We start from the raw sequence: 24464 nt of genomic DNA on the forward strand, positions 1-24464 counted from the left end.
CGGACGAAACCAGCACGTTAAGGTGGGACAGGTCTGATGATCGATGACGAGCCGGACAGCGAACGCGTTTCGGCGCTGGCGCCGTTCCGGCACGGCATCTTCCGCGCCGTCTGGTCGGCCAGCCTGGTGTCGAATTTCGGTGGCCTGATCCAGGGCGTCGGCGCCGCCTGGATGATGACCACCATCGCCACGTCGCCCTATCAGGTGGCGCTGGTCCAGGCCTCGGCCACTCTGCCGATCATGCTGTTTGCACTCGTCGCCGGCGCCATCGCCGACAGCTTCAACCGGCGCAAGGTGATGCTGATCGCCCAAATCTTCATGCTGGTCGTCTCTGCACTTCTAACGCTGTTCACCTGGAACGGCTGGATGACACCGTGGACGCTGCTTGCCTTCACCTTCCTGATCGACAGCGGCACCGCGCTCAACAACCCGTCCTGGCAGGCATCGGTCGGCGACATGGTGCCACGCAACAAGCTGCCGGCGGCGGTTGCGCTGAATTCGCTGGGCTTCAACCTGACGCGCAGCGTCGGCCCGGCGATCGGCGGCATCATCGTTGCCGCCGCTGGTGCGGCTGCTGCCTTCGCCGCCAATGCGCTGAGCTATATAGGTCTCATCATCGTGCTCTTCCGCTGGAAGCCGGAACTGCCGGTTTCGACGCTGCCGCGCGAGACGCTGGGCGCCGCCATGGGCGCCGGCCTGCGCTATGTCGCCATGTCGCCCAACATCGGCAAGGTGCTGGTCAGGGGCTCCGCCTTCGGCTTCAGCGCCGGCGCGGTTTTGGCGCTGCTGCCGCTGGTGGCGCGCGACGTCGTCAAGGGCGATGCCTTGACCTACGGCATCATGCTCGGCGCCTTCGGCATCGGCGCCGTCGGCGGCGCGCTGATAAGCGTGCGTCTCAGACAATTGCTATCCAGCGAGACGATGGTGCGGATGGCCTTCGCCGGCTTTGCCGTCTGCGCCTTCAATGCCGCCATCAGCCTCAATGCCTGGCAGACTGCGGCGGGTTTGCTCATCGGCGGCGCCTGCTGGGTGATCGCGCTGTCGCATTTCAACGTCACGGTGCAGATGTCGACGCCGCGCTGGGTCGTCGGCCGGGTGCTGTCGGTCTACCAGACGGCGACCTTCGGCGGCATTGCGCTGGGCAGCTGGATCTGGGGCGTCGTTGCCGATGCGCATGGCGCCGAAACCGCGCTGATTGCGGCGGCCATCGCGATGCTTGTTGGCGGCGCCATCGGCCTGTTCCTGCCGCTGCCGCAGCAGACGACTCTCAACCTCGACCCGCTCAACCGCTTCAAGGAGCCGCATCTCGGCCTCGACCTGAAGCCGCGCAGCGGCCCCATCGCCATCATGATAGAGTACATTATCCGCGACGAAGATGTGCCCGAATTCCTCGCCACCATGGCCGAGCGCGGGCGCATCCGCCGCCGCGACGGCGCCCGCAACTGGACGCTGGCTCGGGACCTAGAAAATCCCGCAGTCTGGATCGAACACTACCACACGCCGACCTGGCTGGAATACATCCGCCACAACCGGCGCGCCACCCATGCCGACGCCGTCGTCGGCGAGCGGGTGCGGGCGCTGCACAGCGGCGACGAACCGCCGCGCGTGCGCCGCCTGATCGAGCGCCCGACGACCGCCGGCACCGCGCTGGTCTCGCCGAAGGGGCCGATCGATCACTGAGCTCGCCATATCCGTAGCGCCGGTCAGCCGGCGCTCTGGATCATGTAGAGCTTGCGCGTGGTCTCGCGTATCAGCCACTCGCCCTTCCAGCCCTGCGGCAGGACGAGGAGATCGCCCGGACCGAGTTCGCGCACCTCGCCATCGATGCGGCTCAGTTCCACGCGCCCCGAAATGATGTGGCAGATCTCCGACGAGTCCGAACGATCGGCGGTGAAGCGGCCGGGCGTGCATTCCCAGATGCCGACATCGACAGTCCCGTCCGGCGATTGAAAGAACGAGCGCACGGCCTCGACCTGATCCCCTTCAATCGAGGTTGGCTTAGGTGAGAACGCGCCGATCTCGGCCTTGGCGAGATCGTGGAAGGTCGAAAGATCGATCAAGTCTAGCTCCATGGATAAGAGCAATTGCAGGAAAGGGGTCTGCCCCGGAATTGCGTGAGAACAAATGGCTTTAGTGGCCGGTGATGCTGTCGGCCAACGCGGCCAGCTTCGAGGTGCGCGCAAGCCCTGCCGCCTCGCGGCCATCGGCAATGCGATAAAGCTGGTACATCGAATGCACGCCCAGCCAGCGGAAGGGCTCCGGTTCCCATGGCCTGACCTTGCGGTTGACCCAGGGCAGCTTCGTCAGCTCGGTGTTTGCCCCGAGAACAAGGTCAGCCAGCGTGCGCCCCGAAAGGTTGGAGCTGGACACGCCGAGGCCGACATAGCCGCCGGCCCAGCCGATGCGGGTCGCGGGATCGAGGCCGACCGTGGTGCACCAGTCGCGCGGCACGCCGAGCACGCCGCACCAGGCGTGATCGATGCGGCATCCCTTGGTCTGCGGCAAGAGCGTCGTCAGGATCGTGTGCAGCTGGTCGATCGTGGCCTGCTGCGTCTGGCCGTTGACGTCGGTGCGCGAGCCGTAGCGATAAGGCACGCCGCGTCCGCCCATCGTGATGCGTCCCTCACGCGTGCGCTGGGCATAGCAATAGGCATGCGCCGCATTGCCGAGCAGTTCGTGCCCTTCCCAACCGATGTCGCGCCACAGGTCGGCAGGCAGCGGCTCAGTCACGATCTGCGCGCTGTTGAGCGCCAGCCAGGTCCGCTCCTCGCCGGGGATGCCTGATGTAAAACCCTCGGTCGCGCGGATGATCGTCTCCGCCTGCACCGTACCGCGGTCTGTCGTCACGCTGCCCTTGGCGATGCTTGTCACCGTCGTCTTCTCATAGATCGGCACGCCCAGCCGCTCGACGGCATCGGCAAGCCCGCGCACCAGCTTGGCCGGCTGCACCCGCGCCTGGCCATGGACGACGAAGCCGCCCATGACGTTACGGATGTTGATGCGCGTGCGCGTTGAGGCGGCGTCCAGCATCTCGACGCGGTTCGGGTCGACATCCCAGGAACGGATCGTCTCGCATTCTTCGCGCACGCGCTCCAACTGCGCTGCGTTGGTGGCCACCGTCAGATTGTCGACGCGGCGAATGTCGGCGTCGATGCCTTCCTCGGTCGCGACCCGGATCACTTCATCAACGCAGCCTGCCATCGCCGCCTGCATCGCCATCACGCCTTGGCGGCTCGATGTCTTGAGATATTTTTCGCGCGACCAGCTGAAGCCGCCCGACAGCCAGCCGCCATTGCGCCCCGAAGCGCCGAAGCCGGCAATTTCGCGCTCGACGATCACGACGCGCAGCGATGGCTTCGCCTTTTTCAGATAGTAGGCGGTCCACAGGCCGGTATAGCCGGCGCCGACAATGGCGACATCGGCCTCGATGTTTCCAGGCAAGGGCGGGCGCGGAACGGGAACCGCCCCCAGATCCGCATACCAGAACGATATGTCGCCGTTGCGCTTGGCTTGCATGGAATGACTTTCAGATGGGATCAGGCCAGATGGGATCAGGTGAGTGTGGTCTCGGCGCTTGCGTCGTCCGCCAGCAGCTTGGCGTCGCTGCCGTCGAAGCAGAGCTCGACCTTGTCGCCGAGGCCAAAACTCTCGCCGGTCACCGGTGAGCGCACGATCGCGGCCGAGCCGTCGGCGAGCTTAACTTCGTATTTCGATTCCGAGCCGAGATAGATGGCTTCCGCGATCGTCCCCGACAGGCGGTTGGCGCCATTGGCAGCACTTTGGCCGGCTCTTTGGATCGCGAGCTTTTCGGGACGCAGCAGCATCACCGGACTGGCTTCTCCCGACAGCTTACGCGGTACCGTCACCGTCTCGCCGGCGATGCTCAGCGCGGTGCTGTTGCCATCGCTGCGCGCCTTGCCGCGCAGCACGGTGGAATCGCCGATGAAGCGGCCGACGAACAGCGTTGCCGGCTCGTCATAGAGCTGACGGCCGGTGCCGACCTGCTCGATGCGCCCGCGGTTGAACACGGCGATGCGGTCGGACAGCACCAGCGCCTCTTCCTGATCATGCGTGACATAGACGAAGGTGGTGCCGAGCTCGCGGTGGATGCGCTTGATCTCGAGCTGCAGCCATTCGCGCAGCTTCTTGTCGAGCGCGCCGAGCGGCTCGTCCATCAAGAGCAGCGGCGGGTCGAAGACGATGGCGCGTGCCAACGCCACGCGCTGCTGCTGGCCTCCCGACAATTCGCTGGGATAGCGATGCGCAAAATCGCCCATCTTGACCATGTCGAGCGCCCTTGCCACGCGTGTCTGCCGCGTCGCCTGGTCGACGCCGCGCAGCGTCAGCGGATAGGCGACGTTGCGGCCGACGCTCATATGCGGGAACAGCGCGTAGTGCTGGAAGACGACGCCGATGTTGCGCTTGTGCGCCGGCACGCCGACGACGCTCTTTTCCCCAACCAAAAGCTTGCCGCTGGTGACGTCGGTAAAACCGGCGATCACGTTGAGCGTCGTCGTCTTGCCCGAACCACTGGGGCCAAGCAGCGTCATGAACTCGCCGGGCTCGATGCGCAGCGACACGCCGTCCAGCGCCTTGAAGCCGCCATAGGCCTTGCTGATCGCTTCGAGATCGATCGAGGCGCCCTTGCTTGTCGGCTTCGGATTTATTGGCGTCCTTTCCGCTCGCGGCCAAGAAGGAGCATGCCGCCGGCGATCAGGATCGTGGTCGCGAAAAGCAGGATCGTGCCGACGGCCGCCACCGTCGGGTCGGCATCGCGCGTAATCGAGGCGAAGATCTGCACCGGCAATGTCTTGAGATAGGGGTTCGTGATGAACAGCGACACGACAATCTCGTCGAACGAGGTGGCGAAGGCGAACAGCAGGCCCGAGAGCACGCCCGGCGCGATCAGCGGCAGCGTCACCGTGCGAAACGTGGTCAGTGCGCCGGCGCCCAGGCTGGCTGCGGCTGTCTCCAGCCGGCGGTCGAACACTTCGAGACTGGCCGAGACCGCGATCAGCACGAAGGGCAGCGCAAGGATGGTGTGGGCCAGCACGAAGCCGAGCAGCGTCCCGACGAGCTGCGTGTCGAGATAGACGGCATAGATGCCGATCGCCAGCACCACGCCCGGCACCACCATCGGCGTCAGCATCAGCATACGCAAAAGGTTCGCCGGCCGCGCCTTCATGCGGTCGAGGCCGAAGGTGGCAAGCGTGCCGAGCACCGTCGCCAGCACCGCCACGATCGAGGCGACCTTCAGCGAATTCAGGAAGCTGTTCGACCAGTCCGGATTGGTGGCGAAATTCTGGTACCACTGCCAGGAAAAGCCTTGCGGCGGAAACGCCAGCGATTTGTTTTCGTTGAACGACATCGGCACCACGACCAGCGTCGGCGCCACCAGCCATATCGCCACCAGCAGGCAGACGAGCCCGAGAAGAACGCGGGTGAGCGGCTTCATCTCCATCAGCGCCGCCCCGCTTCCCGATGCCTGGACCGCATCACAGGTGCTGCCAGCGCCAGCAGCACGAAGGTGGTGACCAGCAGAACGACGCCCATGGCGCCGCCCCTGCCCCATTGCAGCAGGCTCAGCACCTGCGTCTGCACCAGCGTCGACAGCATGGTCGAGCGCGGGCCGCCGAGCAAAGCCGGCGTGATGTAGAAGCCGAGCGACAGGATGAAGACGATGACCGCGCCGGCATAGACGCCGGGCAGCGACAGCGGCAGATAGACGGTGAAGAACGCGCGCGACGGCCGCGCACCGAGGCTTTGCGCCGCACGCATCAGCCTGAGGTCGATGCCTTGCATCACGGAATAGAGCGGCAGGATCATGAACGGCAACAGCACCTGCGCCATGCCGATGACCACGCCGGTCTGGGTGCGGATCAGCTTGACCGCGCCGAACCCGACCGAGCGCAGCAACGAATTGATGACGCCCGAATCCTGCAGCAGGATCACCCATGACAGCGTTCGCACCACACCACTCACCCAGAACGGGATCAGCACGCAAAGCACAAGCACCAGCCGGACGCGCGGCCCGACCGCGGTCATCAGATAGGCATAGGGATAGGCCGCGATGACGCAGACCAGCGTCACCCAGGCCGAAATGACGAAAGTCCGCTGCAGCACTGTCAGGTTGACCGGCGCGCCGAAGAACCAGGCATAGTTCTGCAGCCCCCACTCAGGTTCCGACAGGCTGCGCAGCACGATGGTGAGCAGCGGATACCCGATCACCGCGACGAGCAGGATGAGCGCCGGCGCCGTGAGCGCGAACGGCCGCCATGCCCGACCCGACCGCGCATGGGCGGCGGGTTGGGCGATGGGTTCGGACGCGCTCACGGCCTGGCTCTCACTTGGCTGTTCAGTTGCCGGCCATCAGCGCCGACCACTTCTCCTGCGCCACCGGGAAGTTCTCGACCCAGAACTTGATGTTCTGCTTGTAACCCTGCTTCTGGCGCTCGGGCGTGTTGGTCAGGAAGGCGGCGACCGACGCATCGACCTTGGGCTGCGCGTCATTGTTGATCGGCGTATAGGAGGTCTGCTGCGCCAGGATCTCCTGCGCCCCCTTGCCGAGATAGGCATTGAGCAGCGCATAAGCCGCATCCGTATCCTTGACGCCGACCGGAATGGTCATCTGGTCCATCACCACCAGCCAGTCCTGCCAGGCCGGCGCATATTTGGCGCCGTTCTTCACCGCCGTCATGGCACGTCCGGTCCACATCATCAGCATGTCGGCTTCGCCAGATTCGGCAAGCTGCTGCGATTCAGCGCCGGTCTTCCAATAGATCGTGTCGGGACCGAGCTTGCGGATGACATCGATGGCCTTGTCGATGTCGGCCACCGTCATCGCCTTCGGGTCGCCGCCAGAGGCCTTCAACGCCTGCTCCAGCAGGCCGCCCGTCGGGTCGCCCGAACCGTCGAGCGCGCGCGTGCCGGGGAATTTTGCCGTGTCGAAGAAATCGGCCCAGTTCTTGGGCGGGTTATCCCCATACTTCTCCTTGTTGTACATCAGCACGACGCCGTAGTTCATGGCCGGCACCGAGCATTCGCCGACCTGGCCCTCGGGCACCTTGGAGACGTCGAGCTTGCTGAAATCAAGCTTCTGGAACAGCTTGCCGCAATAGACGTAAGGCGGCAGGTCGGCGGTGTCGACGACGTCCCAGGTGACGTTGCCGGATTCGACCTGCGCCTGCAGCTTGGCGATCTCTGTCGGCCCGTCATTGAGCAGCGTGGCGCCGGACTTTTCGACGAACTCCTTGAGCGCGGCGGCCTGGCCGTCCTGGTAGATGCCGCCATAAGAGACGAGCGTCAGCGTCTTGCCCTTGAGCGAGCCTTCCTTGACCTCACCCGCGACAGGCTTTTCCTGCGCGAACGCTGCGGTTGCCAGAACGCCGAGCGCCAGCACGGCGCCAAGGCCAAGATGTCTTGTTTTCAGCATGATTATTGTTCTCCCATTTGACCCGCATGGATTGAACCTACCTGGCTGCGAGCGGTTTCCAGGCCCTGTATTGATCGAGTTCGGCGCGCACCGAAGTCGGTGGCGCAATGATCCACATCACCTCGGCTCGGCCACTGCCGATGTTCTCTGAGCGATGTGCTGTCGATGTCGCGTATTCGATGCTGTCGCCCTCTTCCAGCACATGCCTGACATCGCCGAGCGAAACCTCGACGATGCCGCGCAGCACGACGAGCATCTCGTGCGCGTCGCCATGGGTGTAGAGCGCTGGGCCGGTCGAGCCGCCGATTTCGAACTCGCCGACATAGACTTCCATGTCGCTTAAAGGGGGACGCGAGAGCAGCATCTTGCGGCAGCCGTCGCTGGGCGGCAGGCTCGGCCGCTCGCTGCGCAGCAAGACCCCGCGCTGCCCGGCGGCACTATCCTCGAACAGCATCGCCACGCTTACACCCAGCGCCGAGGCCATCTGGTTGAGCGAGGCGGTGCTGGCGCCGGTCAGGCCGCGCTCGAGCTGGCTGATGAAGCTGGCGCTGGTCCCGGTCAGCTCGGCGAGTTCGCGCAGCGAAAGCCGCCGGCCGAGACGCAGGCTCTTCAGCCGCTGGCCCAGCATCTGATGGGCATGCGTCGCCGTCGAGGCGACGCCATTCTTGACCGGAGCCTGGTCGGTGCTCATCCCGTCTTTTTCTCCCACTGAACAATTTGTACAGTGACACTGTACACGTGGCAAGCGCCGAGTAGGGACATTTAAGATGCCGGCCGAGGCCTAGTCTTCGCCCGGTCGCGCCGCGCCTTGTCGAGTTCCTCCGCGTAGCGCCGCATCAGATGGCCCTCGGTCAAAAGCCCGACAACGGCCCGGTTGTCGAAATTCTCGACCACCGCCAGTTCCTCGGCGACGGCGCGCTGGATGGTTTCGGCGGTGGACCGGACGTTCATGGTCGGCACCAGCACCGCATGCCGGAATTTGGCCGGCGCCAGCACCGGCGTCTCACCATCGGACGGATCGCTGTGCAGTTCGGCGACGATCAGCACGCCGACATAATGCCGGCTGCTTGCGGCGCCATTCTGGCGCTGAGGCGCAGTCAGGCTTGCCGCCCCGCTTCAATTCCCCGCGAGCGTGTCGAGGTATATGAGCGATCGCTTACGCAATCGACGCAGCTGTGTTATTTTTGGCCGTCTCTATTTCCCTCAAGGAGGAGAAGATGAGTGCGCGGGGATTTTTTTCATTAGCTGTTGGCATGATTTTTTTGAGCTCGTCTGCGGTGAGCAATTCAAGCATGGATATGCCGGTTAGGTCTGTTGTGTCACACCCGATGTCTCTTTTTTTGGCGGGAGGCAATCCGGAAAACCAAAGCCGGCCGGCAAAGGAATTTATCCAGACTGCACAACAAGATGTTTGCTGTCCCGGCGGCTACCCTTGGTATCGCAATTCGACGAACACCTGCTACGGCAGCTATGAAGACTGCCACGATACCGATGGCGGCGGATGGTCCTGCAGACAGGTCAACGCCTGCTAGATTTTCTTGGGCCCACGCCTTCTTGACTGTGCCCGGTCCTCAGATCGGCTTCGGCTCGCCGGCCTCATAGAGCATGAGGTTGCGCTCGCCTATGCCGAGCGATGCCCAGCTCGCCCGCCAATCGGCGATGTGAGGCGAGCGGAAATGCGCGTCGAGCGCGGCCCTGTCGCTCCACACCTCGGTTACATGGATGAGCCCGACGTCGAGCACGTCCTGCGCGTAGGAGTATTCGATGCAGCCGGGCTCCGCACGGCTGCCCAGTATCATGCGCCGCATGGCCGGCCTTGCCTCGTCGAGCAGTTGCGCAGGCAGGCGAATGGTGCCGATGATCACCAGCATGATCTCTCTCCTCAAGGCCTCTGTCGTCCTGGCAAGTAACCAGTCCTCCCACCCTCGCGCAAGCTTGACCGGTTAGGCTCGAAGGGCTGTCGCGTGCTCGGCAGGCTTGTGATTGGGGACGATATGGCCGTCAGCGAAAGCTTAGCGACAGGAACAGTGGCCAAGAACGGCCGCGATGTCTTCTTCGCCATCGGCATCGTCATCATCCTGGCCGTGCTGTTCCTCCCGATCCCGGCCTTCCTCATCGACATCGGCCTCGCCTTCTCGATCGCACTGTCGGTGCTGATCCTGATGGTGGCGCTGTGGATCCAGCGGCCGCTCGATTTCTCGTCCTTCCCGACCGTGCTGCTGATCGCCACCATGCTACGGCTATCGCTCAACATCGCCACCACGCGCATGATCCTGTCGCACGGCAATGAGGGCACGCACGCCGCCGGCTATGTCATCGCCGGCTTCTCCAAACTTGTGATGGCCAGCGATTTCGTCATCGGCCTGATCGTCTTCATGATCCTGATTGTGGTCAACTTCATCGTCATCACCAAAGGCGCCACCCGTATTGCCGAAGTCGGCGCCCGCTTCACCCTCGACGCGATCCCCGGCAAGCAGATGTCGATCGACGCCGACCTGTCCGCCGGCATGATCGACGACAAGACAGCGCAACTGCGCCGCCGCGAGCTGGAAGAGGAATCCTCCTTCTTCGGCTCGATGGACGGCGCCTCGAAATTCGTCCGCGGCGACGCCATTGCCGGCCTCATCATCACCGCCATCAACATCGTCGGCGGCATCGCCATCGGTTACATCAGGCACGGCATGGGCATGGGCGAAGCCGCCGATGTCTTCATCAAACTGTCGGTCGGCGACGGCCTCGTCACCCAGATCCCGGCGCTTATCGTTTCGCTCGCCGCCGGCCTGCTTGTGTCCAAGGGCGGCACGCGCGGCTCGACCAACCAGGCGGTGTTCGGCCAGCTCGGTGCGCATCCGCGCGCGCTCTATGTCGCGGCCTCGCTGCTCGTCCTGCTCGGCCTGATGCCCGGCCTGCCGTTCTTCCCGTTCTTCACGCTAGCCGCCGGCATGGCCGGCCTTGGCTACGTCATCCCGATGCGCGCCAACCGCGAGGCTGCCGCCGCCGAAGCGATCAAGGATCTGGAGAAGGCGAACAAGGTCGAGGAAGAGAAGAACTCGGTCAAGGCTTCGCTGACCACCGCCGAGATCGAGCTTCTGATCGGCAAACAGCTGTCGACGCGGCTGCTGGTGTCGCATCAGGAACTGGTGTTCCGCATGGCCAAGATGCGCAAGAAATTTGCCACGCAATATGGCTTCGTCGTGCCGGAAGTGCGCGTCGCCGACGATTTCGGCATCCCGCCGAAAAGCTACCAGATCAAGGTCCACGGCACCGTCGTCGCCGAATACCAGATGCGCGTCGGCGAGATCATGGTGCTGCTCGGCAACCGGGATTTGCCCGACGTTCCCGGCGAGGAAATCCGCGAGCCGGCCTTCGGCATGCGCGCCTTCTCGGTGCTCGAAACCTTCGCCGAGGATCTGAAGCGCGAGAACTACACCTTTGCCGACAACATGTCGGTGCTGCTCACCCATTTGTCCGAGGTGATCCGCAACAACCTGCCGCAGCTTCTGTCCTACAAGGACATGAAGGCGCTGCTCGAGCGCCAGGATCCGGAATACCGCAAGCTCGCCGACGAGATCTGCACCTCGCACATCTCCTATCCCGGCCTGCAGGCGGTGCTGAAATTGCTGCTGGCCGAACGCGTATCGATCCGCAACCTGCATTTGATCATCGAGGCCATCGCCGAGATCGCGCCGCATGTGCGCCGCACCGAGCAGATCGTCGAGCATGTCCGCATCCGCATGGCCCAACAGATCTGCGGCGATCTCTCCGAGGGCGGCATGCTCAAGGTGCTGCGCCTCGGCAACCGCTGGGACCTCGCCTTCCACCAGAGCCTCAAGCGCGACGCCAAGGGCGAGGTGCGCGAATTCGACATCGACCCGCGCCAGCTGGAGGAATTCGGCCAGGACGCGACCAAGGCGATCCGCAAGCATCTCGAGGCCGGCGAGCGTTTTGTCCTCGTCACCGCGCCCGATGCGCGGCCTTATGTGCGCATGATCATCGAGCGCCTGTTCACGACGCTTCCCGTTCTCTCCCATGTCGAAATCGCCAAGGGCGTCGAGATCAAGGTGCTCGGGACGATCTCGTGAACATACTGTCGCAAGGCGTCGTCATCGCCGCCTTCCTCGCCTTCTGTCGCATCGGCGCCTGCTTCATGCTGATGCCGGGCCTGTCCAGCGCCCGCGTGCCGATCCAGGTTCGGCTGTTCGCGTCGATCGCCGCAACCGGTGGCCTGCTCGCCTTCCTGTGGGACAAGATCTTTCCCTTCGTCGATGCGCGTCCGCAGGTGCTGGCGCCGATGATCATCTCCGAACTTTTGGTCGGCGGGCTGATCGGCGCGATGACCAGGCTTTACATGGAGGCGCTGCGCTTCATGGGTTCGGCCATCGCCATGCTGATCGGCTATGGCGGCACAGGCGGACCGGCGATCGAGGAGCCGGAACCGCAGGCGGCGCTCGCCGCCATCATCTCGTTTTCGGCGCTGCTGCTGCTCTTCGTTTTCGATTTCGACCACGAGATCATCCGCGCTCTGGTCGCCTCCTACACGGTGGCGCCGGTCAACGTCTTCTTCAATCCGCAGGCCGCCCTGGTCGATCTCACCGACACGGTGTCGGACGCCTTCTTCCTGGTCATCCGGCTCGGCAGCCCGTTCATCGCCTATGCCATCCTGGTCAATTTGACGATCGGCTTCGTCAACAAGCTGACGCCGCAAATCCCGGTCTACTTCATCTCGCTGCCTTTCGTCATCGCCGGCGGCATGATCATCTTCTATTTCGCCATCGGGACCATGCTGTCGCTGTTCGTCGACGGCTTTGTCGACCTGACGCTGGCGAGGTGAGATGAGCACGCGCAAGGAACGGCTGAAGAAACTGGTCAAGGTGCAGGAGCAGCTGAAGGCCCTGCACGAGACGCGCCATGCGGCCTTCCTGGCGGCAGCGGCAACCGCCGAAACCGAGGCCAAGGAACTAGTCCAGCATTTCGACGCCGACCAGTCGATGGCGGTGCTGTTCCCTGACCTCTACCATCGCCGCATCGCGAATGCGCTGGTCCGGCAGGAAGCGAGCTTGGAAAGCGCCAGGCAGGAGGTCACGCTCATCGCCACTGCGACGGCGCGCACCAACATGGTCGAGCGCGCCTACAAGGACGTGCGCCGACAGGACGAACGCGAACGCTCCGACCGCGACCGGCTCGATCTGATCGCGCAGAGGCGAGGGCAGGAATAATCGGAAGTTAGAGCCGGGTCACCTGCGGACGGCGTTCGGTTTCGTTCCGTGCGGCGGGCTGTGTTGGGTGTACGGCGCCGTGTTCGGCCTCTGCGCCTACGCCACCTACGATCTGACCATGGCGACGCCGGCAGCGCCCACCGCAAACGACCAGATCGCATCGACCCAGCCGGAGTTGCCGCTGCTGATAGCAATGCCTAGCATCCGGCGAAGGATTTCGAGCCGGCAAGCCTGCCACAAGCTTGCTGCGGCATGGTCGCTCAGGAAACCCGGCAAAGAGGCGGACTTTCTTGGCGATTTCTCCACCCAGCGACATCGTTCTCGATGTTGCCCGAGCCGTCGACCCGACGGATATCGAGGCTGCCCGTGCCGCGCTGGCCAAGCGGGCCAACGGCGTTGGCGGCGCCTTTTTGGTCGACATGGCGGCTTCGGTGGATACCGGCTCGATCTTGTCGCGTGCCACGGCCGACAAGGCCGCGGCAGGCGCCGATCCCGCGGGAAAATTCAAGAAGTTCGAGGCCATGGTCTTGCAGACCTTCATCCAGAACATGCTGCCCAAGGACACAGAGGGCGTCTACGGCAAGGGGCTGGCCGGCGACATGTGGAAATCGCAGCTTGCCGAGCGTGTCGCCGACGTCATGGCCGAGCGCGGAGGGATCGGCATTGCCAAATCGCTGCTCGCCGACCACTACAAGGACGGCAAGCGCACCGTGCCGATCGGCCCGGTGTCAACCGGGCCGCACAAGACCGAGATCGACCAGCAGGCGCGGCTGTCCACCTCGCTGGTCGAGGAATTGCAGCGCAAGGCCGCACGGTCGATGACCGGCGACGAGACGACCATCAAAACCGAAATCAAGATCTAGACCAGGATTTTCAATGGCCGATTTTTCAAAATACTCTTCCAACCTGCCGGCGCGTACGTCCGAAGCGCCGATCCCGTTTGCACGGCCGGGCAACCTTGCCGCCATCATCGGCCGCATCGAGGAAGCGGTCGAGGAAGAGACGGCCGGTTTGAAGAACGACACCAGCTATGACCTCAAGGCCTCCAACGCCCGCAAGAGCCGCTACCTCTATGAGCTGACCCGCGCCATGAAGGGCGCCAACGAGATCGAATTCCTGGAACAGCATCGCGACAGTCTGGCGCGGCTGCGCCAGAAGCTCGCGAAAAACGAGGCTGCAATCCTCGCCCACCTCAACGCGGTCAACGAAGTCGCCACGCTGTTGAAGAACGCCATTCAGCGCGCCGAAGCCGACGGCACCTATTCGGCCGGTGAATTCGGTTGGGCGAGCTGATGATCTCGGCAACAGGCGGGAACAACCGGTGATCAAATTCATCGCCGCCGCGATCTGGATCTGCGCCGCCACGCTTGGCGCGGTGTTCTATTCGTTCCAGGCGGCCGGTGAGCGCGGCGTCGGCGAGACGCCGAAACCGATGCTGGGTGGCCTCGACTACGTCAAGACCGACATCATCTCGGTGCCGCTGATCCGCGATTCCAAGATCGACGGCTATTTCCTCACCAAGCTCGTCTACACGGTCGAGCCGGCCGAGATAAAGAAGATGTCGATCCCGGCCGAAGCGCTGATGACCGATCAGGTCTATTCCTATCTCTACTCCAATCCTCAGATCGACTTCACCAAGAAGGAAACCATCGATCTCGATGCCTTCCGCAAGGCCATACGCGACACCGTCAACGCCCGCGTCGGCGCCGACCTGGTGCATGAAGTGCTGATAGACCAAGTCAACTTCCTGACCAAGGATGAAATCCGCGACAACGCCATGCGCCGCCGCAAGGATCCGGCCACGCCGACCGAACCGGCCCCGGCGGAATCGGCCCAGGCCGAGGCGGCGAAGCCCGCTGCTGAACACTAACCTTCGTCGCAGGGTGAATGTTCTCTGCCGCATTCCTTCCGACTGAAACGAGATGACGCATCGCGCGTTGACGTTTACGTCAACTCGAAGCTATATGCGCCAAGCGACCAGGATCGCGGCACGCGCGAGACAGCGACTTCGGCGGAGGCCGGTCACTGAAGCGCGGCAAAACGCAACGAGACCAGGAGAACAGTCATGAGCGTTCAGGACATTGCCGAGAAGATGAGGTCGCGCGTGGCGAGCGCCGGGTTCGAACATTCCGTGAAGTTCGATACCGGCAGTGACGGCGTCATCGTCATCGACGGTGCAACCGTCTCGACCACCGACGCGCCGACCGACTGCACCATAAAGCTGTCGCTCGACGATCTGGATTCGCTGATCGCCGGCGACCTCAACCCGACCATGGCGTTCATGTCCGGCAAGATAAAGGTCGAAGGCGATATGTCGGTCGCCATGGCGCTCAGCCAACTGATCGGCTGAGCCCTTCGCAAAAACAAAACGCCGCCCTCGCTGAAATGCAAACGACCGGCGGCGTTTGTTTTTGGACAATCAGGCGGCCAGCGACAGCCTCTGTGCCTTGAGCTTGCGACCTGCAGCCTTCAGCGTGCCATGCGCGCCGTCGAGCGCACCCTCGATCAGCTCCAACGCCAGCAAGCGGCGCCGCTCGTAAGGTCCAGGCATGGCGAGCGCGCCTGTCTTCTCCGCCGAAAAGCCGAAGCGGCCATAGTAAGGCGCATCGCCGACTAGCAGCATCGCGGCATGGCCGAGACGCGCGGCCTCGGCCAAAGCATGGCGCATCAGCGCCGAGCCGATGCCGGCGTTCTTCAGCGCCGGATCGACGGCGAGCGGCCCGAGCAGGAGCGCCGCCGGGCCGCCCTCGCCCAGCCTTACATCCCACAGCCGCACAGTGCCGATCACCGCGCCCGCCGCATCACGCGCCACGAAGGCGAGGCCTTCGGAAGGCCGGCGGCCACGCCGCAGCTTCTCCGACGATTTCTTGCGCCGCATCGGCCCCATGGCGCGATCGAGCAACGCTTCACGCGATGCAATGTCTGCCGCAGTTTCGGCGACGATGGGAATGGCGCCGGCAATCTCCCCCGTCGAGGGGGAGAATCCAATGCCATCAATGTAATTTACAATGTCCATTTCCGCGATCCTTCACGAGCGGAGCTTGTTCCACAGGCGAACCCGAGCGGACGCAAACGTCCACCTGAGGTGATCTGAAGGCCGAAGCCGTCAGATCACGTAGGATCGGAGAGGCTCGAAGCCGTTGAAGGCGACCGCCGAGTAGGTGGTCGTGTAGGCGCCGGTGCCTTCGATCAGCACATCGTCGCCGATGGTCAGCGACAGAGGCAGCGGATACGGCGTCTTCTCGTACATCACGTCGGCCGAATCGCAGGTCGGGCCGGCGAGCACGCAAGGTGCGGTCTCCGAACCGTCATGGCGGGTGACGATCGGATAGCGGATCGCCTCGTCCATCGTCTCGGCCAGACCGCCGAACTTGCCGATGTCGAGGAACACCCAGCGCACATTGTCGTTTTCGGCCTTCTTCGAGATCAGCACGACTTCCGACTTGATGACGCCGGCATTGCCGACCATGCCGCGACCCGGCTCGATGATGGTCTCAGGGATCGCATTGCCGAAATGCTTGCGCAGCGCCGAGAAGATCGCCTGGCCATAGGCCTGGGCCGCCGGCACGTCACGCAGATAGCGCGTCGGGAAACCGCCGCCCATATTGACCATCTTGAGGACGATGCCTTCGTCGGCGAGCGTGGCGAACACCTTCTTGGCGTCGGCCAGCGCACGGTCCCACGCCGTCAGGTCGGTCTGCTGCGAGCCGACATGGAACGACACGCCATAGGCGTCGAGGCCGAGCGTCCTGGCGTGGCGCAGCACATCGACGGCCATCGCCGGCACGCAGCCGAACTTGCGCGACAGCGGCCACTCGGCGCCTTCGCCATCGGTCAAAACGCGGCAAAACACGCGCGCGCCGGGAGCGACGCGGGCGATCTTGTCGACTTCCTCGACGCAGTCGACGGCAAACAGCCGAATGCCGAGCTGGTAGGCGCGTGCAATGTCACGCTCCTTCTTGATAGTGTTGCCGAAGGAGATACGGTCCGCCGGCGCACCGGCGTCCATCGCCATCTCGACCTCGGCAACGGAAGCGGTGTCGAAGGACGAGCCCATCGCAGCAAGCAGGCGCAGGATTTCCGGCGCCGGATTTGCTTTCACCGCATAGTAGATCCGGGAATCGGGCAGCGCCTTTTCGAAGGCGCGAAAATTGTCGCGCACGACATCGAGGTCGACGACGAGGCAGGGGCCGGACGGACGTCGGGTGGCGAGGAAGTCAAGGATGCGCTGGGTGGCCATGGGGTCTCTCCATATACGCCTTGCGGCGCGCAATAAGGCTGCGGACGCGGGGCTTTCGGCCTCGCGAACACGCGGTCAAACAAAGGCGGGACGGAAATCCATGGAACCAGCCGGTGGAGACCCCGGAACCATGAAACGCCATCTCGCGGCGGTGAACCTTGGCCTTGCCCGGCCTCGGTTCGCTTTGTCTGCCTTGGCTTGGATGGGAGACCCGTCCGCACTGCCGGCAATGAAGGTGTGCCTCTTCAGTAACCCCGGTCTTTGGACGACCGGCAGAACACCAGAAAGGCCCGCACCGTCGTTGCTTCAAGGTGTCCTCGGGCTGGCGGTTGGCCGCTAGACCGACTGGAGGGGTTAGCTCCAGTTACCTTACCGATTTCCCTCACCATTCGAGGATCGGCGGACACCCACAGGCACGTGCGACTTTGGGCAAGCGCGATATAAGATCGAAAGATTTCACAATCAATAAAAATCGTATCCCAGGTTGTAAAATTTCCGGCATCGAACAATGCTGGGCCTACTGTATACGGATATCGAACGATGCCAGGCACGCACGGCCCGCTCAACGCCTTTCTTGACCTGCGCCGCATGCCGGTCGCCAATGCGGAACTGGGGCCGCTGGCCGGGCTCAGGCTGGCGGTAAAGGACATTTGCGACGTCGCCGGCTACCGCACCGGTTGCGGCAATCCGGTGAAGTTCGACGAGGCGCATGCCGCGTCCAGCACGGCACCGGCCGTGCAGATGATTCTCGACGCCGGCGCGCGCTTCATCGGCAAGACGCAGACCGACGAGTTCGCTTTCTCGCTGATGGGCCAGAACGCGCATTTTCCGTTTCCGGTGAACCCGGCCGCTCCCGATCGCGTCACCGGCGGCTCGTCCTCCGGATCGGCGGCGGCGGTGGCCGGCAAGCTTGCCGATATCGCCACCGGCTCCGACACCGGCGGCTCGATCCGCGCCCCGGCGAGCTTTTGCGGGTTGATCGGGCTGCGCACCACGCATGGCCGCATTTCGCTCGAAGGCACGATGAAGCTGGCGCCGAGCTTCGACACATTCGGCTGGTTCGCCGACGACATCGAGACCTATGAGACGATCGGCAAGCTGTTGCTTGGCCGCGACCCGCATCAGCATCCGCTCAACCGGCCGCTTTCGATCCGCTGGCTGGACGCTTTCGTGGCCGGCCCCGCCGAGGCAGCCGAATATGCCAGGATGAGAGCGCTGGCCGCCAGTCTTGTCGGTGAGCCGGCGCCGGTAGAGTACAGCTTCGCCTCCTTCCCCGACGAGCTCTACTGGTGCTTTCGCCGCCTCCAGGCCGCCGAGGCCTGGCAGCAGCATGGCGCCTGGATCATTTCGGGCGAGCGCGATCTCGGGCCGGGCGTCGAGGAGCGCTTTGGTTTCGGCCGGACAATCGACGAAAAGACCGCGCGGGCCGAGGCGGTGCGCCGCTTGACGTTCCGCTCCGAGCTAGCCGCGCTGCTCGGCCAGGACGGGTTTCTTGTCCTGCCTACCGTTCCAGGCCCCGCACCTCTGGTCAAAAGCGAGCCGCAGCAGCTCCAGGCCTACCGCGAAAGGGCCTTGCATCTTTTGTGCCTTTCGGGTCTTTCAGGCTTTCCGCAAATCACCCTGCCGCTGGGCTCGGTTGACGGCGCCCCTTTCGGCCTCTCGCTGCTCGGTCCTCCCGGCAGCGACATTGCCCTGATACGGCTCGGCCGGCGAATTCTCGATGCGGCACGAAAGGCTTGATGATGGATACACTGACCCGCATGCGCGCCTTCATCGACGTCGTCGAGGCCGAAGGCTTTTCGGCGGCCGCGCGCAAGATCGGTCGCTCCAAGGCGCTGCTGTCGAAATATGTGCGCGAACTCGAGGACGAACTCGGCGCGCTGCTGCTCAACCGCACCACGCGGCAGTTCTCGTTGACTGAGGCCGGCCATACCTATTACAGCCGCGCTTCGGAAATCGTGCGCGAGGTCGACAGCCTAGCCGACGCCGTGCGCGAATCCTCCGGTGACGTGCGCGGCAGGATCAAGCTGTCGGCGGCGCGCACCTTTGCCGATGCACCGATCGGCCAGTCGCTGATCGACTTCGCCAAGCAGCATCCCGACATCGTGCTCGACATCCATCTCGACGACCGTTTTGTCGATCTGGTCGAGGAAGGTTTCGATCTTGCCGTGCGCATCTCGCGCCTGGAGAACTCATCGCTGATCGCCCGCCGCCTGGGGCCGTTTTCGATCAAGCTTTGCGCCTCGCCGGAGCTGATCGCCAAGCACGGCAAGCCGACGCGCCCGCAGGATCTCGCCAACTTGCCCTGCATCGTCGACACCAATGGCCGCTCGCTCGCCAACTGGCGCTTCAGGGGCGATGGCGAGGAGTCTGTCAGTGTCAACGTATCGGGTCCGATCGAGGTCAACAGCCCGATGGCCGCGCGAGCCGCCGCCGTGTCCGGTCTGGGCTTCACCATCCTGCCGGATTTCATCGCCGCACCCGACCTCGCATCCGGGCTGCTGGTGTCCTTGCTTGACGACCGCATCCAGTCGGGCAGCGGCATTTTCGCCGTCTACCCGCACCGCCGCTATCTGCCGGCCAAGGTCCGTGTCTTCGTCGATTTTCTGGTGCAGTGGTTCAAGAACCGCGAGAGCGCCTGACCCGGTCTTGCCGTGCCGCGGTCCCAATTTCGCCCCGTTTCTGGTAACCTCTCGAAATCTCTCCGAGGCCGATGGAACAGCGACCGAGAATGCATCTGAAACGGCACGCAATCATGCTGGCTTCGGCCTTGGCGGCGCCTTTTGCCGCCGTCGGAGCGGCTGGCGCGCATCCTCATGTCTTCGCCGAGGCCCGCCTCGACGTGATCCTCTCTCCGGATCACCAAAGTGTGAAAGCGCTGCGTCACCTCTGGCGTTTCGATGATCTGTTTTCGAGTACGGTGATGATGGAGTTCGACAAGAACTCCGACCTGAAGCTTGACGACAAGGAGCTGAAGGATGTCGCCGACACAGTTCATGCCTCGCTGGCCGAATTCAACTATTTCCAGCTCGTCACCGTCGACGGCAAGGACGTGCCTATGACGCCGCCACCGCATCTGATGGCCAATTTTGACAACGACCAGTTGATCATCCTGTTCGAATCCGAACCCAAGGTGCCGATCAAGCTCGCCGGCAAGATCGATTTCGGCGTCTACGATCCAACCTTCTACACAGCGATCGACTTCACCGAGGATAGCAACATCACGGTGGAAGGCCTGCCCTCGAACTGCACCAAGAGCGTCATCCGGCCTGATCCAGACGAGGCGATCAAGGAAAACCAGAAGACCCTGACGGACGCGTTCTTCAACGACCCGACAGGCACCGACATGAGCAAGATCTTCGCCACCAAGCTCGAACTGAATTGCCCGCCAGAAGGATAGATCCGGTGATGAAACCGTCCCTGCGTTTGGCATTCGGCCTTGTGGCCGCTGCCCTGCTGATGACGCACTTTCTCGGGCAGGCCCATGCCCAGAGCTCACTCGGCATCGGTGTCAATGACGGCATGGCGCCCACCACCGGCCCGTTCGCCCACATCCTGATGTGGATCAATCTGCGCCAGCAGGAATTCTACCGCGCATTGGCCACGGCGATGAAAGCAATGCGCGAGGATGGCAGCAAGATGTGGCTGCTGATCGGCCTGTCCTTCGCCTACGGCATTTTCCACGCCGCCGGCCCCGGCCACGGCAAGGCGGTGATCTCGTCCTACATGGTGGCCAATGAAGTGGCGCTCAGGCGCGGTATCCTGCTGTCCTTCGTCTCGGCGCTGCTGCAGGGCCTGACCGCGATCCTGGTGATGCTGCTTGCCTATTTCGTCCTGCGCGGCACCGCGATCTCGATGACCGACGCAGCCTGGTTCATGGAGATCATGAGCTATGTCTTCGTCACTTTGTTCGGCGCCTGGCTGCTGTGGCGCAAGCTTGGGCCCACGGTCCAGCGCTGGTTCGGCAGGGCGCCCGCCTACAGCCTGTCGGCAGCCCACGCCGGTCATTCCCATGGCGGCCATTCGCATGCCGCTCACAGCCACGCGGCGCATGCGCATTCGCATGCCTTGCATGTGCATCACGACCATTCGCATGATCATCACGATCACGCTGCGCACGACCACGACACACACGATCATTCCCATCACGACCACGCTCATCACGATCACGCCGCTCACGATCACCCAGCCGGCGAGGTCTGTGATACGTGCGGCCACTCACATGCGCCCGATCCGGCGCTGCTGTCGGGCGACCGCTTCGACTGGCGCACGGCCTGGTCGGCTGTAGCCGCCGTCGGCATCCGCCCCTGCTCCGGCGCGCTGATTGTGCTGAGCTTCGCTTTGCTCAACGGCCTGTGGCTCGGCGGCCTGCTGTCGGTGCTGGCGATGTCGATTGGAACCGCCATCACAGTCTCGGCGCTGGCAACGATCGCAGTCACCGCCAAGAACTGGGCGGTCTATTTCGCCGGCGACGGCCGCATGGGCAACCGCATCCACACAGTCGTCGAAATCGGCGGCGCCGCCTTCGTCTTCCTGTTCGGGCTGTTGCTGTTGTCGGCGAGCCTGTCCGGAACTGTATGACCTCGGCGGGTCAGGCCTGACCCGCGATCTTTCCGCCCAACTCATCCTCGATATGAGCGCGGATGATTTCATCGAAACTGTTTTCGGCGCTGAAGCCGAGGTCCCTTGCACGGCGCGCCTCGAAGCGCGTCGGCCAACCCTTGACGATCGCCCAGATGGTCTCATCCGGCTGTTCGCGGATCAGCTTCACGACGTCGGCGCCTGCAATGCGCTCCAGCGCCTCGATCTGCTCGCCGACGGTGACGGCAACGCCGGGCATTGTGAGGTTGCGGCGCGGCCCGACAGCGGCACCGTCGAGCCCGGCGGCATGGATCAGGAAGTTCACCGCCGAACGCGGGCTGGCATGGGTGTGCAGCACCGAGCGCGGCACCGGCAGGATCGCCTCGTGGCCGCTCAGCGGCTCGCGGATGATGCCGGAGAAGAAACCTGACGCCGCCTTGTTCGGCTTGCCGGGCCGCACGCAGATGGTCGGCAGCCTTATGCCGATGCCGTCGAAGAAGCCGCGCCTGGAATAGTCGGCCAGCAGCGCCTCGCTCATCTGCTTCTGGGTGCCGTAGGAGGTCAGCGGCGTCGGATGAAAGTCGTCCGGGATCACATCGGGGAACGGCGCGCCAAACACCGCGATCGACGAGGTGAAGACGAGGCGCGGCGAAAAGCCCGCCAGCCGGACCGCATCGAACAGAGCCCGTGTGCCGTCGAGATTGACGCGGTAGCCGAGATCGAAATTGGCTTCCGCCTCACCCGACACGATGCCGGCGAGATGGAACATGACGTCGGGGCGTGACGCCACCAGGCTCTCGGCAGCACCGGCGTCGGCAAGGTCGCCGGTATGCGTGGCGATGCTGACGCCGTCCATCGCCGGCGCCTGCGGCGGCACGATGTCGTGCAGGTCGAGCCCGGTGATCTTGCGGCCGTTGAGCGTGCCGTCCTTGGCCAGCCGGTCGACAAGTTTGCGGCCGACCATGCCGGCGGCGCCAGTAATCAGGATGCGCATTTCAAAGCCTCTTATTTGCCCTTGTTCTGGCTGCGACCCCGCAACCAGAACACCAGAAAGAATGCCAGCACGAAGGCGATGCCGACGATGCCGGCAAGTACGGTCGAGACATTGCCGACAGCCAGCATCACCGTCGGCAGATAGAACGCCGCGATGCCGAACAGCAGCATGATCCAGGCTGCGGCAATCAGCGCGTTTCGCGTGTCGCGATCCATCATGCCGTCCCGCCACAGCGGGAACTCGTCAACTCGGATGCCAATGCCATGAAATTCCCTGTCAGTGATAATGGCCGTGATGCGGTGGCGCACCATGGTCGTGGTCATGATCGTGCTCGTCATGGCTGTCGGCGCACTGGCCGAATTCCGGTTCGACCGTCGCGTGGCTGATGCCGTGTTCGGCGGCGAGCCGCTTCTTGATGGCGCTGACCGCCTGGTGCGGATCGACGCCATCGTTGAGGCAGGCATGCAGCGTCGCCATGTTGCTGGAGCCGTCCAGCGACCAGACATGCATATGGTGCACTTCGCGCACGCCCTTGACGGTGCCGGCAATGTCCTTGGCGATGATGTCGCGGTCGAGGCTTGCCGGTACGCCTTCGAGAAGGACGTGGGCGGCTTCGCGCATCAGCGACCATGCGGTGGACAGGATCAACACCGAGACCAGCACCGACAGAATCGGGTCGATCGGCGTCCAGCCGGTGGCCAGGATGACCAGCGCCGCCACGATCGCCGCCGCCGAACCGAGCAGGTCGCCCAGCACATGCAGGATGGCGCCGCGCATGTTGAGGCTGTCGTGGTCGCCGCCATGCAGCACGAAGAACGAGGCGAAGTTTACCAGAAGGCCGGCGATCGCCACCACCAGCATCGGCCCGCCCAGCACCGGCGCCGGCGTCATCAGCCGGCCCCAGGCTTCGTAGACGATCCACAAAGCAATGGCGAAGATGGCGATGCCGTTGGTGTAGGCGACCAGCGTCTTGACCCGGCCGAAACCATAGGTCAGGCGCACTGTCGCCGGCCGTCCGCCAAGATGGAAGGCGTACCAGGCAAGGCCAAGCGCGATCGAGTCGGCGAGCATGTGGCCGGCGTCGGCCAGCAGCGCCAGTGATCCCGTCAAAAGGCCGCCAAGCACTTCGGCCACCATGAAGCCGGCGGTCAGGCAGGCTGCGATCAGCACACGCTTCTTGTCGGTCGAGCCATGCAGGTGGCTGGCGCCATGCCCAGCAAGCGAACCATGATCATGGCTGTGCGCCATCGGAAAAAACTCCTGTTACGCGCCGAACTCGGCGCGGAAATCCTCGAGCCGCCGCTTCTGCCGGCCTTCGCCATCGAAATTGGCGGGATCGAGCCATGCCTCATAGGCTTTGCGCAGCGCCGGCCATTGCTTGTCGATGATCGAGTACCATGCGGTATCGCGGTTTTCACCCTTGACCACAAGATGCTGGCGGAAAATGCCCTCGAACTTGAAGCCGAACCGTTCCGCCGCGCGCTTTGACGGCTCGTTGCGGTTGTTGCATTTCCACTCGTAGCGGCGATAGCCGAGCCCGTCGAAAATATACTTCATGAACAGGAACTGCGCCTCGGTCGCTGCCGGCTTGCGCGAGATCAGCGGCCCCCAATAGATGTTGCCGATCTCGATGACGCCATAGGTGGGATCGATGCGCATCAGCGTCTGTCGCCCGGCGACCTTGCCGCTGGCCTTGTCGATGACGGTGAAGAACAGCGGGTCCTCGCTCGCCTCGACCTTGTCCAGCCATGGCTGGAAATCGGCGCGGGTTTGCGGCGGGTAGTCGGGCAGCCAGGCAAAGCGTCCATCGATGTCGGGCACGGACGACGCCTCGTACAACCCATCGCCGTGCTTTTCGGCGCTCAGCGGTTCGAGCCGGACATAGCGGCCGTCAATGGGCTTGCGCTCGGGCCGCGGACGCGCTTGCCAATCTTTGAGATTTTCCGACACGCAAAACTCCAATCCGTTTGACTTTTGTGAGCAGACGCTCACAAAAACGCG

General features: G+C 63.8%; 28 protein-coding genes. 13 read left to right on the forward strand and 15 right to left on the reverse strand.

Translation table 11 applies throughout. The annotated features are described in order from the left end of the window. Window positions 1-36 precede the first annotated feature (36 nt). Window positions 37-1680, forward strand: coding sequence for an MFS transporter (locus tag AC3EMP_RS30140; protein ID WP_023671898.1), 1644 nt, complete (start codon window positions 37-39; stop codon window positions 1678-1680). A gap of 23 nt (window positions 1681-1703) precedes the next feature. Here the strand turns inward: AC3EMP_RS30140 and AC3EMP_RS30145 are convergent, their stop codons facing one another. From AC3EMP_RS30145 to AC3EMP_RS30180, 8 genes are all read right to left on the reverse strand, one after another. Then, entirely contained in the window at window positions 1704-2072 is a 369-nt protein-coding gene (locus AC3EMP_RS30145; RefSeq protein WP_081726812.1) for a cupin domain-containing protein, read from the reverse strand. A gap of 58 nt (window positions 2073-2130) precedes the next feature. Continuing rightward, window positions 2131-3516 (reverse strand): NAD(P)/FAD-dependent oxidoreductase, encoded by a 1386-nt coding sequence (locus AC3EMP_RS30150; protein WP_352711247.1) that lies wholly within the window; start codon window positions 3514-3516, stop codon window positions 2131-2133. A gap of 35 nt (window positions 3517-3551) precedes the next feature. Next, the gene (locus tag AC3EMP_RS30155; RefSeq protein ID WP_023735029.1) at window positions 3552-4667 is read right to left on the reverse strand and encodes an ABC transporter ATP-binding protein; all 1116 of its coding nucleotides are present in this window, start codon (window positions 4665-4667) and stop codon (window positions 3552-3554) included. Next, window positions 4664-5461, reverse strand: a complete 798-nt coding sequence (locus tag AC3EMP_RS30160; protein WP_023671902.1) for an ABC transporter permease — start codon at window positions 5459-5461, stop codon at window positions 4664-4666. Before AC3EMP_RS30160 ends, AC3EMP_RS30155 begins: the two co-directional genes overlap by 4 nt. Beyond that, window positions 5461-6333, reverse strand: coding sequence for an ABC transporter permease (locus AC3EMP_RS30165; RefSeq protein ID WP_023671903.1), 873 nt, complete (start codon window positions 6331-6333; stop codon window positions 5461-5463). Before AC3EMP_RS30165 ends, AC3EMP_RS30160 begins: the two co-directional genes overlap by 1 nt. 22 nt (window positions 6334-6355) lie before the next feature. After that, window positions 6356-7432: an extracellular solute-binding protein gene (locus tag AC3EMP_RS30170; RefSeq protein WP_023686368.1), complete on the reverse strand. Its 1077-nt coding sequence runs from the start codon at window positions 7430-7432 to the stop codon at window positions 6356-6358. Window positions 7433-7469: 37 nt separating this feature from the next. Further along, a complete protein-coding gene (locus tag AC3EMP_RS30175) occupies window positions 7470-8123 on the reverse strand; it encodes a helix-turn-helix domain-containing protein (protein WP_027049833.1) in 654 nt (217 codons plus the stop codon). A gap of 71 nt (window positions 8124-8194) precedes the next feature. Further along, the gene (locus AC3EMP_RS30180) at window positions 8195-8479 is read right to left on the reverse strand and encodes a hypothetical protein (protein ID WP_023671906.1); all 285 of its coding nucleotides are present in this window, start codon (window positions 8477-8479) and stop codon (window positions 8195-8197) included. Between the two features lie 170 nt (window positions 8480-8649). Between AC3EMP_RS30180 and AC3EMP_RS30185 the strand changes: the two genes are divergently transcribed. Further along, window positions 8650-8964, forward strand: a complete 315-nt coding sequence (locus AC3EMP_RS30185) for a hypothetical protein (RefSeq protein ID WP_155921527.1) — start codon at window positions 8650-8652, stop codon at window positions 8962-8964. Between the two features lie 39 nt (window positions 8965-9003). Here AC3EMP_RS30185 and AC3EMP_RS30190 read toward each other — a convergent pair whose 3' ends face one another. Further along, the gene (locus tag AC3EMP_RS30190) at window positions 9004-9303 is read right to left on the reverse strand and encodes a putative quinol monooxygenase (RefSeq protein WP_023671907.1); all 300 of its coding nucleotides are present in this window, start codon (window positions 9301-9303) and stop codon (window positions 9004-9006) included. Window positions 9304-9426: 123 nt separating this feature from the next. Here AC3EMP_RS30190 and flhA point away from each other — a divergent pair, with 123 nt between their 5' ends. The 7 genes from flhA (at window position 9427) to AC3EMP_RS30225 (ending at window position 14998) form a co-directional block, all read left to right on the forward strand. Further along, complete coding sequence (gene flhA / locus AC3EMP_RS30195) at window positions 9427-11514, forward strand: flagellar biosynthesis protein FlhA (RefSeq protein ID WP_023671908.1); 2088 nt, start codon at window positions 9427-9429, stop codon at window positions 11512-11514. After that, complete coding sequence (gene fliR, locus AC3EMP_RS30200) at window positions 11511-12263, forward strand: flagellar biosynthetic protein FliR (RefSeq protein WP_023686374.1); 753 nt, start codon at window positions 11511-11513, stop codon at window positions 12261-12263. Before flhA ends, fliR begins: the two co-directional genes overlap by 4 nt. A gap of 1 nt (window position 12264) precedes the next feature. Next, entirely contained in the window at window positions 12265-12648 is a 384-nt protein-coding gene (locus AC3EMP_RS30205) for a hypothetical protein (protein WP_023701060.1), read from the forward strand. Window positions 12649-12938: 290 nt separating this feature from the next. Next, window positions 12939-13511: a rod-binding protein gene (locus tag AC3EMP_RS30210; RefSeq protein WP_023701058.1), complete on the forward strand. Its 573-nt coding sequence runs from the start codon at window positions 12939-12941 to the stop codon at window positions 13509-13511. A 13-nt stretch (window positions 13512-13524) separates the two neighbouring features. Further along, window positions 13525-13941, forward strand: a complete 417-nt coding sequence (locus AC3EMP_RS30215) for a hypothetical protein (RefSeq protein ID WP_023671919.1) — start codon at window positions 13525-13527, stop codon at window positions 13939-13941. 28 nt (window positions 13942-13969) lie between these two features. Then, window positions 13970-14518, forward strand: a complete 549-nt coding sequence (locus tag AC3EMP_RS30220; RefSeq protein ID WP_023683275.1) for a hypothetical protein — start codon at window positions 13970-13972, stop codon at window positions 14516-14518. 195 nt (window positions 14519-14713) lie between these two features. After that, the gene (locus tag AC3EMP_RS30225) at window positions 14714-14998 is read left to right on the forward strand and encodes an SCP2 sterol-binding domain-containing protein (RefSeq protein ID WP_023671921.1); all 285 of its coding nucleotides are present in this window, start codon (window positions 14714-14716) and stop codon (window positions 14996-14998) included. A gap of 69 nt (window positions 14999-15067) precedes the next feature. Here AC3EMP_RS30225 and AC3EMP_RS30230 read toward each other — a convergent pair whose 3' ends face one another. Continuing rightward, entirely contained in the window at window positions 15068-15664 is a 597-nt protein-coding gene (locus tag AC3EMP_RS30230; RefSeq protein ID WP_023701057.1) for a GNAT family N-acetyltransferase, read from the reverse strand. Between the two features lie 90 nt (window positions 15665-15754). Next, the gene (gene odc2, locus AC3EMP_RS30235; protein WP_023671923.1) at window positions 15755-16888 is read right to left on the reverse strand and encodes an ornithine/lysine decarboxylase; all 1134 of its coding nucleotides are present in this window, start codon (window positions 16886-16888) and stop codon (window positions 15755-15757) included. A gap of 540 nt (window positions 16889-17428) precedes the next feature. On the opposite strand from odc2, the gene AC3EMP_RS30240 reads away from it, so the two are divergent. From AC3EMP_RS30240 to AC3EMP_RS30255, 4 genes are all read left to right on the forward strand, one after another. Continuing rightward, complete coding sequence (locus AC3EMP_RS30240; protein WP_023701056.1) at window positions 17429-18628, forward strand: amidase; 1200 nt, start codon at window positions 17429-17431, stop codon at window positions 18626-18628. Between the two features lie 2 nt (window positions 18629-18630). Continuing rightward, on the forward strand, window positions 18631-19530 hold the full coding sequence (locus AC3EMP_RS30245; protein WP_023671925.1) for a LysR family transcriptional regulator: 900 nt from the start codon (window positions 18631-18633) through the stop codon (window positions 19528-19530). Between the two features lie 89 nt (window positions 19531-19619). Continuing rightward, complete coding sequence (locus AC3EMP_RS30250) at window positions 19620-20288, forward strand: DUF1007 family protein (RefSeq protein WP_023695722.1); 669 nt, start codon at window positions 19620-19622, stop codon at window positions 20286-20288. Between the two features lie 8 nt (window positions 20289-20296). Further along, window positions 20297-21469 (forward strand): nickel/cobalt transporter, encoded by a 1173-nt coding sequence (locus AC3EMP_RS30255; RefSeq protein ID WP_488494743.1) that lies wholly within the window; start codon window positions 20297-20299, stop codon window positions 21467-21469. A gap of 10 nt (window positions 21470-21479) precedes the next feature. Here the strand turns inward: AC3EMP_RS30255 and denD are convergent, their stop codons facing one another. The 4 genes from denD to AC3EMP_RS30275 are packed head-to-tail and all read right to left on the reverse strand — an operon-like array spanning window position 21480 to window position 24413. Beyond that, window positions 21480-22463: a D-erythronate dehydrogenase gene (gene denD, locus AC3EMP_RS30260; protein ID WP_023683269.1), complete on the reverse strand. Its 984-nt coding sequence runs from the start codon at window positions 22461-22463 to the stop codon at window positions 21480-21482. Between the two features lie 11 nt (window positions 22464-22474). Further along, window positions 22475-22681, reverse strand: a complete 207-nt coding sequence (locus AC3EMP_RS30265; RefSeq protein ID WP_023686390.1) for a hypothetical protein — start codon at window positions 22679-22681, stop codon at window positions 22475-22477. Between the two features lie 58 nt (window positions 22682-22739). After that, window positions 22740-23711: a cation diffusion facilitator family transporter gene (locus tag AC3EMP_RS30270; protein WP_023683267.1), complete on the reverse strand. Its 972-nt coding sequence runs from the start codon at window positions 23709-23711 to the stop codon at window positions 22740-22742. Between the two features lie 15 nt (window positions 23712-23726). Continuing rightward, window positions 23727-24413, reverse strand: a complete 687-nt coding sequence (locus tag AC3EMP_RS30275; RefSeq protein ID WP_023683266.1) for a GNAT family N-acetyltransferase — start codon at window positions 24411-24413, stop codon at window positions 23727-23729. Window positions 24414-24464 lie beyond the last annotated feature (51 nt).

The sequence above is a fragment of the Mesorhizobium sp. P160219 genome, from assembly GCF_057786095.1.

Bases quoted from the DNA above. Each gene is read 5' to 3' on its own strand.
- AC3EMP_RS30140 (WP_023671898.1), top strand. From the start codon at position 37: ATGATCGATGACGAGCCGGACAGCGAACGCGTTTCGGCGCTGGCGCCG.
- AC3EMP_RS30145 (WP_081726812.1), bottom strand. From the start codon at position 2,072: ATGGAGCTAGACTTGATCGATCTTTCGACCTTCCACGATCTCGCCAAG.
- AC3EMP_RS30150 (WP_352711247.1), bottom strand. From the start codon at position 3,516: ATGCAAGCCAAGCGCAACGGCGACATATCGTTCTGGTATGCGGATCTG.
- AC3EMP_RS30160 (WP_023671902.1), bottom strand. From the start codon at position 5,461: ATGGAGATGAAGCCGCTCACCCGCGTTCTTCTCGGGCTCGTCTGCCTG.
- AC3EMP_RS30170 (WP_023686368.1), bottom strand. From the start codon at position 7,432: ATGCTGAAAACAAGACATCTTGGCCTTGGCGCCGTGCTGGCGCTCGGC.
- AC3EMP_RS30175 (WP_027049833.1), bottom strand. From the start codon at position 8,123: ATGAGCACCGACCAGGCTCCGGTCAAGAATGGCGTCGCCTCGACGGCG.
- AC3EMP_RS30185 (WP_155921527.1), top strand. From the start codon at position 8,650: ATGAGTGCGCGGGGATTTTTTTCATTAGCTGTTGGCATGATTTTTTTG.
- AC3EMP_RS30190 (WP_023671907.1), bottom strand. From the start codon at position 9,303: ATGCTGGTGATCATCGGCACCATTCGCCTGCCTGCGCAACTGCTCGAC.
- flhA (WP_023671908.1), top strand. From the start codon at position 9,427: ATGGCCGTCAGCGAAAGCTTAGCGACAGGAACAGTGGCCAAGAACGGC.
- AC3EMP_RS30205 (WP_023701060.1), top strand. From the start codon at position 12,265: ATGAGCACGCGCAAGGAACGGCTGAAGAAACTGGTCAAGGTGCAGGAG.
- AC3EMP_RS30215 (WP_023671919.1), top strand. From the start codon at position 13,525: ATGGCCGATTTTTCAAAATACTCTTCCAACCTGCCGGCGCGTACGTCC.
- AC3EMP_RS30225 (WP_023671921.1), top strand. From the start codon at position 14,714: ATGAGCGTTCAGGACATTGCCGAGAAGATGAGGTCGCGCGTGGCGAGC.
- AC3EMP_RS30230 (WP_023701057.1), bottom strand. From the start codon at position 15,664: ATGGACATTGTAAATTACATTGATGGCATTGGATTCTCCCCCTCGACG.
- odc2 (WP_023671923.1), bottom strand. From the start codon at position 16,888: ATGGCCACCCAGCGCATCCTTGACTTCCTCGCCACCCGACGTCCGTCC.
- AC3EMP_RS30240 (WP_023701056.1), top strand. From the start codon at position 17,429: ATGCCAGGCACGCACGGCCCGCTCAACGCCTTTCTTGACCTGCGCCGC.
- AC3EMP_RS30245 (WP_023671925.1), top strand. From the start codon at position 18,631: ATGGATACACTGACCCGCATGCGCGCCTTCATCGACGTCGTCGAGGCC.
- AC3EMP_RS30250 (WP_023695722.1), top strand. From the start codon at position 19,620: ATGCATCTGAAACGGCACGCAATCATGCTGGCTTCGGCCTTGGCGGCG.
- AC3EMP_RS30255 (WP_488494743.1), top strand. From the start codon at position 20,297: ATGAAACCGTCCCTGCGTTTGGCATTCGGCCTTGTGGCCGCTGCCCTG.
- denD (WP_023683269.1), bottom strand. From the start codon at position 22,463: ATGCGCATCCTGATTACTGGCGCCGCCGGCATGGTCGGCCGCAAACTT.
- AC3EMP_RS30265 (WP_023686390.1), bottom strand. From the start codon at position 22,681: ATGATGGATCGCGACACGCGAAACGCGCTGATTGCCGCAGCCTGGATC.
- AC3EMP_RS30270 (WP_023683267.1), bottom strand. From the start codon at position 23,711: ATGGCGCACAGCCATGATCATGGTTCGCTTGCTGGGCATGGCGCCAGC.